The sequence below is a fragment of the Coprococcus sp. RTP31081st1_H1_RTP31081_211007 genome (genome assembly GCF_040227275.1).
Taxonomy (GTDB): Bacteria; Bacillota; Clostridia; order Lachnospirales; family Lachnospiraceae; genus Coprococcus; species Coprococcus aceti.
Map to the genome: position 1 here is coordinate 47,366 of NZ_JBEHVP010000010.1, position 13,761 is coordinate 61,126.

Below are 13,761 nucleotides of genomic sequence, written 5' to 3' on the forward strand. Positions count from 1 at the left end.
AATATTTTAAGAATTAAGAAGGGTATACATAACAGCCTTCTCAGCGTGACGTCTGTTCTCAGCCTCATCCAAAATGTGGTTGAGGTTCTTGTCGATAACGCCCTGTGAGATCTCAAATCCCTGGTGCATAGGCATGTCGTGGAATACTATAGCCTTGCTGCCCTCTGTAAATTCCTCGTTGAGCTGGTAAGGCATCATCTTGGCGAGAGTCTCTTCCTTCTGCTGCTTGTATGCAGGGTTGTTGAAGAACTCCATGTCAACCCATGTATCTGTGTAGAGGATATCCATATCCTTTGCGTACTTCTTTGCCTCCTCCATGCTCATGGTAGGATCGAGTTCAACATAGTGGCCTGTAGCCTTTGCTGCCTCAAAGAAGTCATCGCCGCATACGGTGTTGTTCACAAGTGGCGTGAGTCCGTAGATAGTTCCCTTCTTCATCTTTGCAAAGAACTCAACAAGAGAGTTGAATACATTATTCTTGGCACCGATGTACATAAGCTTTACATCGAGACTGCCAAACTTTTCTATAATAGTGAGGGCATCTGCCAGGATCTGGCATGGATGATAAGAACTGTCACATCCGTTGATAAATGGAACAGTAACATTGTTGCCGAACAGCTCGACTGTCTCATTCTTTACAAGACGTGCCATGATGATATCTACATTCCTGCATACATACTTAATCTCTGATACAGGCTCACCGAGTGTAAAGTTGGAATCCTTCCAGAGCTGGTTGTAATATGTACCGCCGAGCTCAGTTATACCTGTTGTAAATGAAAGAAATGTTCTTGTGGAAGTCTTCTCAAAAAGAGTGTAGAGTTTCTTGCCCTCAAGAGCGTGAGCGTACTTATCAGGGTTCTTCTTCATGTCAAGTGCCAGATTGAGAATATCCATCAGCTCATCAGCTGTGAAATTCTTGAAGTTAAGCATGTTTTTCATAACAAATGTCCTCTTTTCTCTAGAATTATAAATTGTTTGCAATACGGACAAACATAATCTGTGGATCCTGGCAATATATTTAGGATACGGGTGTTGAGATATGTCTGCCTGAAATTTTATTATATAGCACATGGTTTCAAAAGTAAAACAGTTTACGACATCACATAAATTATGAATGTAAATATTTGAAGATTTATGCCTGATTATAAAAAAATATAGATAATAAAGCAAAAAACAGCTTAATTTTTTGATTTTTATTGACAAAGATGTATATATATGGTTTTATATATTTTATAAAATTTTTATAAAAAATTTATAATTAAATCAAGGGAGGACATTTTATGATCAAACAGAGGAACATTGCTTTGTGCATAGTATTTTCAATCATTACATTTGGAATTTATGCACTGTATTGGTTCGTTTGCCTTACAAACGATGCTAATCAGGAATCCGGACAGACAGATGCAACAAGCGGTGGGGTAGCATTGTTGCTTACTATCGTTACATGTAATATCTATGGATGGTTCTGGGCATACAAGATGGGCGAGAAGATTGACGCAATAAAGACAAAGAATGGTCAGTCAGCAGGAAATTCAAGCATACTTTTCCTTCTGCTCCAGTTATGCGGACTTGGAATTGTATCATATGCTATTATGCAGGATACCATCAATAAAAATGCGTAATGAATCAAATTGCATACAAATATACATTGAAAAATGTATAGATGCAGTTGCGTACAGACAAAATGTATGAGAAAATAGTCCCGTAGACTGAGTTGTGTCTGCGGGGCTATTCTGTTATTTTTATTGCAGTTATGCAGTGGTTTACATATGAGTGGAATAATTGCAGTCATACACAAGTCCTACATAATTCAATTAAGGATTTAAGTTTAAGGAGGATTATCAATTATGATCAAACAGAGGAATATTGGAATATGTATTCTGCTTTCAATTGTGACATGCGGAATATATGGATTGTATTGGTTTGTTGTGCTGACAGACGATATCAATCAGGAGTCAGGAGAGACAGATGCAACAAGTGGTGGAATGTCGCTTTTGCTCACTATCGTTACATGTAACATCTATGGATGGTTCTGGGCATATAAGATGGGCGAGAAAGTTGATATCATAAAGAATAAGAACGGTGTACCATCAAGCAACTCAGGCATATTATACGTCCTTCTTCAGGTATTTGGACTTGGAATTATTGCATATGCGCTTATGCAGGACACTGCAAACAAATATGCAGAGGCTATACCTCAGATGAATACAGGATATGGTCAGCAGACCTACAGTCAGCAGCCATATGGTCAGCAGGGATATGATCAGAATGCATACAACCAGCAGGGATATGGTCAGAATACATACAATCAGCAGGGATATGGTCAGCAGCCATACAGCCAGCAGGGATATGATCAGAACGCATATAACCAGCAGGCATACGGACAGCAGCCATATGGTCAGCAGGGATATGACCAGAATGCATATAACCAGAATGCATATAACCAGCAGGCATACGGACAGCAGCCATACAGCCAGCAGGGATATGATCAGAATGCATACAATCAGCAGGGATATGGTCAGCAGGCCGGTTTAGACCAGAATACATTTGGCCAGCAGTCAGATCAGAATATTAACACATCAGCAGATGCTTCAGGCAGTGATAACAGCCAGCAGTAGTCGGCGGAGACAAAGAAATACAGAGCATGGATCAGATACAGAAATCAAGAAGAAATGCGATAATTAAAAGGGATGCCATCCTCGTGGGGATAGGCATCCTCTATTATATATTCATAAGAGTGACAGGACTTGCCATACCATGTATATTCAGAAAGATAACCGGATTTTTATGCCCAGGATGCGGGATAACACGGGCTATCCTTGCGGCCGTAAGGCTGGATCTTGCAAAGGCATTTGCTTATAATCAATTTATGTTTATAGCTCTTCCGGCGTTGGCATACATAATTGTAAAAAACGATTATGTATTCGTAAGATATGGAAACAGAAAGTTATCGCGATTTGACAATATACTTATATTTATATGTATTGCCGGGGCGGTGATGTTTGCCGTTCTCAGGAATGTGATGCGCTTTTGAGAGAGAGACGATGACAAGTTTATTGGCAGTGTTATAGAATGACCATCGTAACAGACTTATTTAATATCCCATCTTCTTGACAATAAATAATAAAAAGGCATATAATTTACAATTACCGAGGAGTTTTTCGGTAAAGTTGCACAAGCATTTCATTTGTGCTTGTAGTATTTTTTCAGGGAGGGTTTTTGAAATGGCAAAAAAACCGTATTATATTACAACCGCCATTGCATATGCATCAGGTAAACCTCATATAGGCAACACCTACGAGATCGTGTTGGCTGACAGCATTGCAAGGTACAAGAGATTCGCAGGTTATGATGTAAGATTCATGACAGGAACAGATGAGCATGGACAGAAGATCGAGAACAAGGCTTTTGAGAACATGCAGACCCCAAAGGAATTCGTTGATGAGACATCAGGTGAGATCAAGAGAATATGGGATCTCATGAATACTTCATATGACAAGTTTATCCGTACAACAGATGATTACCATGAGAAGCAGGTACAGAAGATATTTAAGAAGCTGTACGATCAGGGTGATATATATAAGGGACATTATGTAGGAAAATACTGTACACCATGTGAGTCGTTCTTCACAGATGGACAGCTCATAGATGGCAAGTGTCCGGACTGTGGAAGACCTGTTCAGGAGGCCAAGGAGGAGGCATACTTCTTCAAGATGAGCAAGTATCAGGACAAGCTCATGAAGCATATAGAGCAGCATCCTGAGTTTATACAGCCTGAGTCAAGACGTAACGAGATGGTTAACAACTTCCTTAAGCCGGGACTTCAGGACCTGTGTGTATCAAGAACATCATTCAAGTGGGGAATCCCAGTGGACTTTGATCCAAAGCACGTTGTATATGTGTGGGTTGACGCACTTTCAAACTACATAACTGGACTTGGATATGACGTAGATGGAAAGAGCGATGAGAAGTTTTATAAATACTGGCCGGCAGATCTTCACTTGATTGGCAAGGATATCCTGAGATTCCATACCATTTACTGGCCTATCATGCTGATGGCACTCGGACTTCCGCTTCCAAAGCAGGTATTCGGTCATCCTTGGCTCCTCCAGAGTGATGGCAAGATGAGTAAGTCGAAGGGCAACGTAATGTACGCTGACGATATGGTCAATATATTTGGCGTGGATGCTGTCAGATTCTTTGTTCTTCACGAGATGCCATTTGAGAATGATGGAGTTATCTCATGGGAGCTCATGGTTGAGAGACTCAACTCAGAGCTTGCAAATACACTTGGAAATCTGGTCAATAGAACCATATCGATGTCAAACAAGTATTTCGGTGGCATTGTGACAAATACCAACGTCACAGAGCCTGTCGATGAGGATCTTAAGAAGGTCGTTATGGACTGCAGATACAAGGTTGCAGAGTGCATGGATAAGCTCAAGGTTGCAGATGCGATCACAGAGATATTTGCACTGTTCAAGAGATGCAACAAGTACATAGATGAGACAATGCCTTGGGCACTCGCAAAGGAGGAGGACAAGAAGGACAGACTGAACACAGTTCTGTACAACCTTGTCGAGAGCATCGTTATAGGTGCAACACTCCTTGAGCCATATATGCCTGAGACAACTGAGAAGATCATGGCACAGCTCAATACCGAGAAGAGAAAGGTCACAGAGCTTGGAAAGTTTGGTCTGTACAAGTCAGGAACAAAGGTAACAGAGCAGCCTGAGATCCTATTCGCACGTCTTGACGTGAAGGAAGTTATGGCTAAGGTTGCCGAGTTCGCTCCAGTGGAGAAGGAGTCCATGTACGAGCAGGCCAAGAAGCAGAAGGAAGAGAAGGAGAATTCTGCTGAGACCAAGAAGATCAAGATCGCAGAGGCAAAGGTTCAGGCACTCAAGGCCAATCCTGATGTAGTTGACAAGCAGGAGATAAGCATTGAGGAGTTCCAGAAGATGCAGCTCATGATCGGCGAGATCGTTTCCTGTGAGGAGGTTCCAAACTCCAGAAAGCTTCTCTGTTCACAGGTAAGCTTTGGCAAGAACAATGTGAAGCAGATTGTGTCCGGAATCAAGGGTACATATTCCGCTGAGGATATGGTTGGCAAGAAGGTTGTGGCTATAGTAAACCTCAAGCCATGCAAGCTTGCCGGAGTCGTATCAGAGGGTATGCTTCTGTGCGCAGAGGATCCTGAGGGTAATCTGTCACTCCTGACCACCGAGAAGGACTTCCCAGGTGGATGCTTTATAAGCTAAGATATAAAATAGTGGATATAATGAGGGAAGCATCACAGGCCGGGCACACGGCCGGGATCCGTGGTGTTTCCCTGTTTTTATTTATAAAGCTGAAGTAAATTTTATGTTACAAAGATTATACGCAGAGGCCTTTCTGCATTGATTTATTAGATGTTTCATGATAGAATTTTGTTAGGTGCACGGACAGGAGGAGTGTGCCTTTGGAAAGATTTAGAAATCTTAGCGCCATGACCCCTGGGCTTTGGCTTTCAGGGATAACGAGGTTGAAGGTTATCGAATATTCGGCGGATGCCTTCACGCAGAGTCTGGATGCGCACATGATATCCAAATATGGGGGTAACTCCAAAACAAAGAATCATGACCAGACACCCATAGCTGTTATGTATGGTGGCTTCACCTTTTTTTAGTGCGCCATATTATAATATTATCAGTATACAGCGTGGTTATAAGCCGAAAGGAGATTAATTTAATATGTGTGGAATCATAGGATATGTAGGAAAGAAACCAGCCAAGGACATTCTTATTGACGGACTGGCAAAGCTCGAGTACAGGGGATATGACAGTGCGGGAATAGCACTGCTTAATGATGATGATACACTGACGATCAAGAAGAAAGCCGGCAGAGTGGAAGACCTCAGGGAGATGTGCAGCGACGACAGTCCTGTGTACAGATCAACCTGTGGAATAGGCCATACGAGATGGGCTACTCACGGCGGAGTTACGGATGTGAATGCACATCCACATAGGTGCGGAGATGTGGCACTTATACATAATGGAATTATAGAGAACTATAACGACATTGTGAGAGAATACGGACTGGCCGACAGGTTGGTATCCGAGACGGACACAGAGGTAGTAGCAGCACTTCTGGACACACTGTACGATGGCAATCCCATCGAGACTATCAGAAAGGCTGTTAAGGCTATAGCCGGTTCATTTGCACTCTGCATTATGTTTGCAGACAGACCGGGCAAGATATACGCAGTGAGAAATGTAAGTCCGATGATCGCTTCATACACAGATGAGGGATCGATCATTGCATCAGACCTCACAGCGATAATATCATTTTCAAAGGAATACTTTGTTGTGCCGGAGTATCATATACTGACACTCTCAAGCACAGGCATCAAAGTAGAAGACATGAAGGGGAACATGGTAGAGCCGGAGATGCTCAAGATAACATGGGACATAACGGCAGCTCAGAAGGGTGGATATCCGCACTTTATGCTGAAGGAGATCTATGAGCAGCCAGAGGCACTGAGAAACACGATAACTCCTCGTATAGTGAATGAGCTTCCTGATTTCACTGAGGACGGCATCGATGATGAGGTGTTTAAGAATCTTGAGAACATCACAGTGGTTGCATGCGGAACAGCTATGCACGCCGGAATAGTCGGCAAGGCCATGATTGAGAAGGAGTTAAAGATTCCTGTTAATGTTGAGATAGCATCAGAATTCAGATACAAGGAACCACTCATAAATGAAAAGACTCTCGTAATAGTTACATCACAGTCAGGAGAGACTATTGACACACTCGAGGCACTCAGACTTGCCAAGAGATGTGGATCAAAGGTTCTGTCCATAGTCAATGTAAAGGGATCGACCATCGCCAGAGAGAGCGATTACGTCCTTTATACACATGCCGGTCCTGAGATCGCAGTTGCAAGTACCAAGGCATATTCGGTACAGATGGCTGCAATGTATCTCATTGGATGCAGACTTGGCTATGTCAAGGGTATATACTCTGAGGACAGGGCAAAGGCATTCATCAGACAGCTTCAGGGCGTTATCCCGGTGATAGAGGAGACACTCAAGCAGGCAGATGAAGTAAAGACAGTTGCAAACTATATAAAGATGGCTCCGGATGCATTCTTCATAGGAAGAGGACTGGATTATACACTGTCACTGGAAGGTGCACTGAAGCTGAAAGAGATTTCTTATGTTCACGCTGAGGCTTATGCGGCAGGGGAGTTAAAACATGGAACGATAGCACTCATAACTGAGAACGTTCCGGTCATAGCTTTGGCTACACAGGAATCTGTATACGGAAAGATGATTTCCAATATACGCGAGGTTAAGGCAAGAGGCGCATACGTCATTCTTGTCAGCATGGATGAAGAGTACAATGATAAAGATGTATGTGACAAACACATATCCATACCAAAGCAGGATGGATTGTTCACGGTATTTTCGGCTGCTGTCATCCTGCAGCTTATAGCGTATTACACGTCCGATGCAAAGGGGTTGGACGTAGATAAGCCACGTAATCTGGCAAAGTCAGTTACAGTAGAATAATTGACTCCGGGACTTACATGGATATCGTGCGATAAATATCGGAGGGTTTTATATGAGTGATAAGATGTATTTGTGTGATGAGTACAAATTGTACTTTAAGATTGAAGACGATGTAGAGGTTCTTCACAATGAGGTAGAGCTGTACAATGCTCAGTTTGTGGGCAATAATGCGTTCTGCCATGAGGAATATATAGATGGTCAGAGAGCTCTGACATATTCTATTCCAGCCATGACTACCATGAATCAGTTCCTTGAGAAGAAGATACACAAGGATGAGCTGGTTGATCTGATATTCAGTATTGCAGATCAGCTCATGTATCTCAAGGCGAATGATCTGTCCATTGGAAAGGTTATACTGAATAAGGGATATATGTATATAGACTTCCAGAATATGGCTGTTCAGCTCATATTCCTGCCTATAGATAAGCCTATGGACAGATGTAATATGGAGAAGTTTATAAGGGATCTTATGGGCAATATGAAGTTTGCGAATAAGAAGGCATCCGATGCCGGATATGAGCTTATCAAATACTTTGATCACAATCCTACATTTTATCTGTCAGAATTTTATAAGTTTATAACAGACCTGAAGAATGACAATATAGCACATCCTGAGGATGAGCAGGAGCTTATGAAGTCAGCGGGAGTCAGCCCGGTCAATGTGGCTAAGGTAGAGGTTCCTGAGACTCCTCATGTTACAACTTCTTCATTCAAGCTTGCAAAGGAAGTTAAGGATTTCTCATCAAATGATATTGGATTTGATGACAACGATGACGGTTCGACAACAGTTCTCACGGCCAACAACCGTGGCAAGAGCGGCCCGGTCATCATAAGAACCAGAACAGGTGAGAGGATAAGGATCGACAAGCCGATATTCTGTATCGGTAAGTCTACACAGGGAGTTGACTATCAGGTAACTGACAACAATTCAGTCAGCCGCCGCCATGCTTACATTATCAATGTCAACGGCGTGTACTATCTGAGAGATAACAAGTCGACCAACCACACTTACCTTGGTGGCAAGATCATAAGCAGCGGAACGGATATGATGCTTATAGATGGTATCAGATTCAAGCTTGCGAATGAAGAGTTCACCTTCAAGGAGAAATAAAATAGTATATTATACTGGATAAGGAGACTTGTTTATTATTATAATGAGTCTCCTTATTTTATAATAAATCCCCTGCATGGGCGCGCCGGAGTACATGTGGGTAAAGGGGTAATATAAATAGAATGTGAAAAAAGGGGGAGTATCAAAGATTATGAAAAGAAAAGGAAGCTTATCGGGAAGGACACTGTGTAAAAAAGCAGCAACAGTGGTAATGTGTGCAGTGCTGATGCTGACGGCAGGTATTCAGACGACAGGTATTCAGACTGTTAAGGCCAGTACCCTTGACCAGCAGATAGAAGAGGCTCAGAGTGAGCTGGAACAGGTGAAGAAAGATCAGAGTGAAGTGCAGGCTGTATATGATCAGGGCTCTATAGGCTTTGTAGACTGGATGCTTGCGAAGAACGACTTGACAACAAAACAGAAAAATGATCTGGATTGGGCTAAGAATGTCCTGCAGAATGCATGTGAGGAAGATTTCTCCAAGTGGGCTGGTGGAAATAATACAGGCCTTCCGGAATCGAGAAATAACAAGGTTGTTGTTACCGGAGATAAGAAAGACGCCATATCGCTTGAAAACACAAAGGCGACATTTGCGGTATTGAATAAAATTAATTCGTTAAGGGACACAGACGAAAACTATGTCGGGGCAATGAAGAGGAATGCGGCTAAGACTAATTTCTATTTCATGGCGGTGGCACAGTCAGGCGCGGACAGAGGTGCAGGACTCACAAATCATTCACTTCTTCAGGTGTCATGTGAGAATCTGGCGTTTGGATATACTGATCCGGCGGCAGGATGGAACAGTGAGAAGGCATCTTTTAACAAGATAAGGGATGAGCTGGGATATTCATCCATAACTTCGCAGAGTCAGCTTACAGCTGTTGAACAAAAGGCGGATTCGGAGGGAGTCACGGTTGGACATTATACCAATATGTTCTGGGCAGCAGATCAGGTGATGGGAGTCGGATTCACACTCTATGGCAGGTATGGCAATACTTCATGCTTCAATGCAAGCAAGCTTTCAAACTATACTAGCAAATATGAGGTGTACACAATAGCTGAATTTGAGAAGCTGTTTGATGAATATTATGAGACTGTAGATCCGGAGAAGTGGCAGAAAAAGGTGGATGCAGCGCAGGCCAAGCTGGATAAGCTGCTTGGACAGCGGTATGATGCATGCACGGAGCATGTGTATGGTGAAGGTGTGAAAAAAGAGGCCACATGTACAGAGACAGGTGGAACAGTATACACATGCGCTAAATGTGGCTACAAAAAGATAGAGGATGAGGTTCCGGCTCTTGGGCATAGCTTTACAGATGGCGTATGTACGAGATGTAAAGTAACAGGACCAAAGACGATGTACGTGTACTGGAGATTATCGGAAACTGCTTCATCAGCCACATATGATCAGGAGTTCGAAGTAGGAAAGGATATAGAGACATACATATCTTTCTCGACGGCATCAGATAGCAAATCCGATGACAAATTCGTGTTTGATATAGCAGACCCGTCTATTATTTCGTATACCCCTTCGTCTAACTATGCTGGAACATTCCATATGAATAAGATAGGTGAGACGACGGTTACTGTATATCCGGTCGTGAATCCGGATATGAAGAGGGTAATCACTGTGTCGGTAACAGATGTGGGTGGTCATGACTATGTAATAAGTCAGGCAGAACCGGGATCTGGAGAGACAGAAAAAATTTGTTCAAAGTGCGGGACGACAAAAACGGTGACAATCCCGACGGCAATAACACGTACTGTATGGTGGAGTGATAGTAATGGATATTACAAGCCTGCTGATGTGGAAGTAGGTGATGAGATCAATCTGGAAGTAGATTATGCACCAACGAAGGTCGACAACTCTGAGTTTATAGTTACATCATCGGATGAAGGTATTGTAAAAGTGAGTGATCCGGAATCTTCTTATAGAAGATATGATGCTAAGCTTACGGCGGTCGGAACAGGTGATGTAACCATAAGAATAGTTCATAAATATGACAGCTCAATTTGTCAGGAATACACGTTCAATGTGGCAGATCAGGGGGGACATGAGTATGTCATATCAGAGGCAGATGAGGGTGAAAGCCAGACAGTAGAGACGTGTTCAAAGTGCGGATATGAGAAGATCGTGTCACTTCCTACCAGTATCAGATATGTGTATTGGCAGGAGAAGGACAGCGATAACAGGACTACTTCACCAAGTGAGTATGAAATTGGAGCGGAACTGAGTATAAATATAATGGATTGGCCAACGAGAGCGGACATACATGAGTATGCGGTTACATCGTCGGATGAGACTGTTGTAAAGGTGAATGAAGTGTCTAGGACTGCGGCATCACTTTCGGCAATCGGCAACGGCGTTGTAACGATTACGGTTGCCAGTAAATATAATCCGTGGGTGAAGGCTGAGTATGAACTTGATATAACAGAGATAGGCGGACATTCATACACTGCGGAAATAGTAAATGATGAAACTCTTGCACAGGCTGCGACCTGTACAACTGCTGCGAAATATTATTATTCCTGTGATAACTGTGGAAGAGTGAATCGCAAAAAGACATTTACACACGGGGATAGCCTGGGACATGATTACGCCCCAAAGTATGAGTGGTCAGCAAATGGCAACACTTGCAAGCTGGTTCTCACCTGTACCAGAGATTCGAGTCATGTGATCAGTGAACCGATGACTGTAACAAGCAAGATAACGCAGGCATCCTGCGAGAACGATGGTGCAAAGGTGTGTACAGCAAAATGCACGCTGAATGGCAAGAGTTATCAGAGTACCAAGAAGATAGCCATTGGTGCATTGGGACATAGATGGGATTCAGGCGTGGTTAAGAAAAAAGCTTTGTGTGCAGCAGAAGGTCTGATCAGATACACATGTGAGCGATGCCAAAAGACAAAGGATGAGAAGACAGAGCCACTCGGACATACCCAGGGAAAGGCTGTGTATGAGAATGTAAATCTGGCTACATGTCAGGCTGAAGGCAGCCGAGACAAGGTTATATACTGCACCATGTGCAAGGCAGAACTCAGCAGGACTACTGAGATTCTTCCAAAGACAGACCATGATAGAACGCTTGTAGGAGAGAAGAAAGCTACCTGTATGGGCGGCGGATATACAGGAGATGTTGTCTGCAACATGTGTGGTGAGATTTTTGAAACCGGTACAGCAACAGACCCAGTCGATCACAGCTACACAGCAAAGAAAACAACTGCACGATATCTGAAGAAGGCAGCAGATTATGATTCTCCGGCAGAGTATTACTATGCATGTGTATACTGTGGAGAAAAGGGTGAGACTAGCTATGCGTATGGCTCAAAGCTCACGCGTAAGAGCATATCGTCAGCAAAGGTTACACTTAACAAGACAGAATATACATATGATGGTAATTCGAAGAAGCCGGCTGTAACAGTAAAGCTTGGCGACAAAACGCTGGAGAAGGATACAGATTATACGGTTTCATACAATAATAACAAAGCAGCCGGAACAGCAGAGGCTGTAATTATAGGCGCTGGCACATATCAGGGACAGAAGACGATCAATTTTACGATCAAAAAGGCGCCAAACAGCATAACGCTGAAAAAGCGCAGCTACAGAATAGAGATGTCAACCAGCTCGAAGAGAATATCTATTTCACAGAGCGTGAGCGCACGTGCCGGAAAGCTCAGCTACAGCTCGGATAACAAAGCTGTAAAGGTAGACTCTGCTGGAACAATAACGATCGCAGCCCGGTATATAGGCAAGGCAAACATCACCGTATATGCTGGAGATTCGAATCATGTGAAGGTGAAGAAGATAATACCTGTTACTGTCAGCCCGAAGATACCAGGTATAAGCCAGATAAAGAGCCCATCGGCTAAGTCTGTAAGATTAAAGTGGGGAAAGATAAGCTGCGCAGATGGCTATCAGATCCAGTATTCAACAACATCAAACTTTAAAAAGGGTACATATGCATTCACGGTGTTAAGCGGTGGAAGCAAGACGACTGCGAGTCTTGGAGCAAAGCAGCGGATTAAAGGCGGAAAAACATATTATGTAAGGGTTAGAAGCTTTTCAAACAAGTTTGGCACAAGATGCTACTCAGCATGGAGCAAGACAAAGTCAGTCAGGGTGAGAAAGTAGCCGGAGATAACATATATATAAAGCTCAGCCTGTGTGATGGATTCAGTAGAAATCACACAGGCTGAGCTTTTCTTAATGTATATTCTTAAGACACATTCTTAATGTATATAGTTACTCGGCGGTCTCGCCACCCGAGGAGATATCGCCTTCGTCTGAACTGTCCTCGCTTGAGCTGTCAGAGCTGTCAGAGCTGTCAGAGCCTGAGCTCTGCTGGGAACCCTCTATTGCAAGCATGGATGCATCAACCTGGGACAGCCCCGCCGGGTCAGCACAGTAATAGTCGCCGTCATCGGTTATCTTCACAGAGACCACAACAGGACTGCGGTAATCCATGTCTGCGGCTTTATTCTGAAGGATATCCGACACGCCCTGGGCAAATTCTTTCTCGTAATCTTCCTTTGTGGTGTTGTTGAAATCGCCGGCGCTGATCTTCTTGTTATAGTCGTCGATATATGCGAACACATCGTCAAATGCCTGATTGAGAATGTCCATAGGATACACGGTCACGTCCACATAGTAGTCGCTTCCGCTCTTATAGGCTCTTGACACCTCGTATTTGGCCTTGGAGTAGATGACCTTTGCGGTCTCGTCAAATATAGCATCCACCTCGTCTGTCTCTGCGTTGTTCAGTGAGTAATGATTGATGAGCTGGCCGGCCAGATAATCTATGCTGTCGCTGTACATGGCTGAGGCGTCCTCCTCGGAGCCGTCGTTGTCCTTCACGTATCCGTCAAAGCTTCCTTTGTAGTTGACGTCGAGAATGTTCTGCATGTATGTCTGATAGGTGGTCTTCTTGCGGTGAAGACAGCCTGTGAGTGATGTCATCACGAGGGTTGCCGCGAGACCTAATATGACAAGTTTTGAATGGTGTTTCATCTATATGATCCTCCGTAAAATTTAAATTCAATGAGCAGTTACAATATAGCATAAAAAAAGTGGTTTGTAATCATAAAAGGTAAAAA

The 13,761-nt window shown here is 43.3% G+C and carries 10 protein-coding genes; 8 read left to right on the forward strand and 2 right to left on the reverse strand.

Annotated elements, in window-relative coordinates:
- Window positions 1-6 precede the first annotated feature (6 nt).
- On the reverse strand, window positions 7-939 hold the full coding sequence (locus ABUA31_RS13380) for an ornithine carbamoyltransferase (RefSeq protein WP_022217503.1): 933 nt from the start codon (window positions 937-939) through the stop codon (window positions 7-9).
- Window positions 940-1,280: 341 nt separating this feature from the next.
- Between ABUA31_RS13380 and ABUA31_RS13385 the strand changes: the two genes are divergently transcribed.
- The 8 genes from ABUA31_RS13385 to ABUA31_RS13420 all read left to right on the forward strand — a co-directional run bounded on the left by ABUA31_RS13385 (window position 1,281) and on the right by ABUA31_RS13420 (window position 12,799).
- Entirely contained in the window at window positions 1,281-1,622 is a 342-nt protein-coding gene (locus ABUA31_RS13385; protein WP_004852487.1) for a DUF4234 domain-containing protein, read from the forward strand.
- A gap of 225 nt (window positions 1,623-1,847) precedes the next feature.
- Complete coding sequence (locus ABUA31_RS13390) at window positions 1,848-2,618, forward strand: DUF4234 domain-containing protein (RefSeq protein WP_117875068.1); 771 nt, start codon at window positions 1,848-1,850, stop codon at window positions 2,616-2,618.
- A 26-nt stretch (window positions 2,619-2,644) separates the two neighbouring features.
- Window positions 2,645-3,034, forward strand: a complete 390-nt coding sequence (locus ABUA31_RS13395; RefSeq protein WP_015534309.1) for a DUF2752 domain-containing protein — start codon at window positions 2,645-2,647, stop codon at window positions 3,032-3,034.
- 190 nt (window positions 3,035-3,224) lie between these two features.
- Window positions 3,225-5,261, forward strand: a complete 2,037-nt coding sequence (gene metG / locus ABUA31_RS13400; RefSeq protein WP_055222442.1) for a methionine--tRNA ligase — start codon at window positions 3,225-3,227, stop codon at window positions 5,259-5,261.
- 200 nt (window positions 5,262-5,461) lie between these two features.
- Window positions 5,462-5,668, forward strand: coding sequence for a hypothetical protein (locus tag ABUA31_RS13405; RefSeq protein WP_349818693.1), 207 nt, complete (start codon window positions 5,462-5,464; stop codon window positions 5,666-5,668).
- A gap of 64 nt (window positions 5,669-5,732) precedes the next feature.
- Entirely contained in the window at window positions 5,733-7,556 is a 1,824-nt protein-coding gene (gene glmS / locus ABUA31_RS13410; RefSeq protein WP_022217506.1) for a glutamine--fructose-6-phosphate transaminase (isomerizing), read from the forward strand.
- A 52-nt stretch (window positions 7,557-7,608) separates the two neighbouring features.
- Window positions 7,609-8,667 carry a DUF6382 and FHA domain-containing protein gene (locus tag ABUA31_RS13415; protein WP_015534306.1) on the forward strand — a complete coding sequence of 353 codons (1,059 nt, stop codon included), beginning with the start codon at window positions 7,609-7,611 and terminating at the stop codon, window positions 8,665-8,667.
- A 151-nt stretch (window positions 8,668-8,818) separates the two neighbouring features.
- Window positions 8,819-12,799: a hypothetical protein gene (locus ABUA31_RS13420; RefSeq protein WP_349818694.1), complete on the forward strand. Its 3,981-nt coding sequence runs from the start codon at window positions 8,819-8,821 to the stop codon at window positions 12,797-12,799.
- A 111-nt stretch (window positions 12,800-12,910) separates the two neighbouring features.
- On the opposite strand, the gene ABUA31_RS13425 is transcribed toward ABUA31_RS13420, so the two are convergent.
- Window positions 12,911-13,675, reverse strand: a complete 765-nt coding sequence (locus ABUA31_RS13425) for a hypothetical protein (RefSeq protein ID WP_173795518.1) — start codon at window positions 13,673-13,675, stop codon at window positions 12,911-12,913.
- Window positions 13,676-13,761: the final 86 nt, after the last annotated feature.

Coding starts and splice junctions, on each gene's coding strand:
- ABUA31_RS13380 (WP_022217503.1), bottom strand. CDS start 939: ATGAAAAACATGCTTAACTTCAAGAATTTCACAGCTGATGAGCTGATG.
- ABUA31_RS13385 (WP_004852487.1), top strand. CDS start 1,281: ATGATCAAACAGAGGAACATTGCTTTGTGCATAGTATTTTCAATCATT.
- ABUA31_RS13390 (WP_117875068.1), top strand. CDS start 1,848: ATGATCAAACAGAGGAATATTGGAATATGTATTCTGCTTTCAATTGTG.
- ABUA31_RS13395 (WP_015534309.1), top strand. CDS start 2,645: ATGGATCAGATACAGAAATCAAGAAGAAATGCGATAATTAAAAGGGAT.
- metG (WP_055222442.1), top strand. CDS start 3,225: ATGGCAAAAAAACCGTATTATATTACAACCGCCATTGCATATGCATCA.
- glmS (WP_022217506.1), top strand. CDS start 5,733: ATGTGTGGAATCATAGGATATGTAGGAAAGAAACCAGCCAAGGACATT.
- ABUA31_RS13415 (WP_015534306.1), top strand. CDS start 7,609: ATGAGTGATAAGATGTATTTGTGTGATGAGTACAAATTGTACTTTAAG.
- ABUA31_RS13420 (WP_349818694.1), top strand. CDS start 8,819: ATGAAAAGAAAAGGAAGCTTATCGGGAAGGACACTGTGTAAAAAAGCA.
- ABUA31_RS13425 (WP_173795518.1), bottom strand. CDS start 13,675: ATGAAACACCATTCAAAACTTGTCATATTAGGTCTCGCGGCAACCCTC.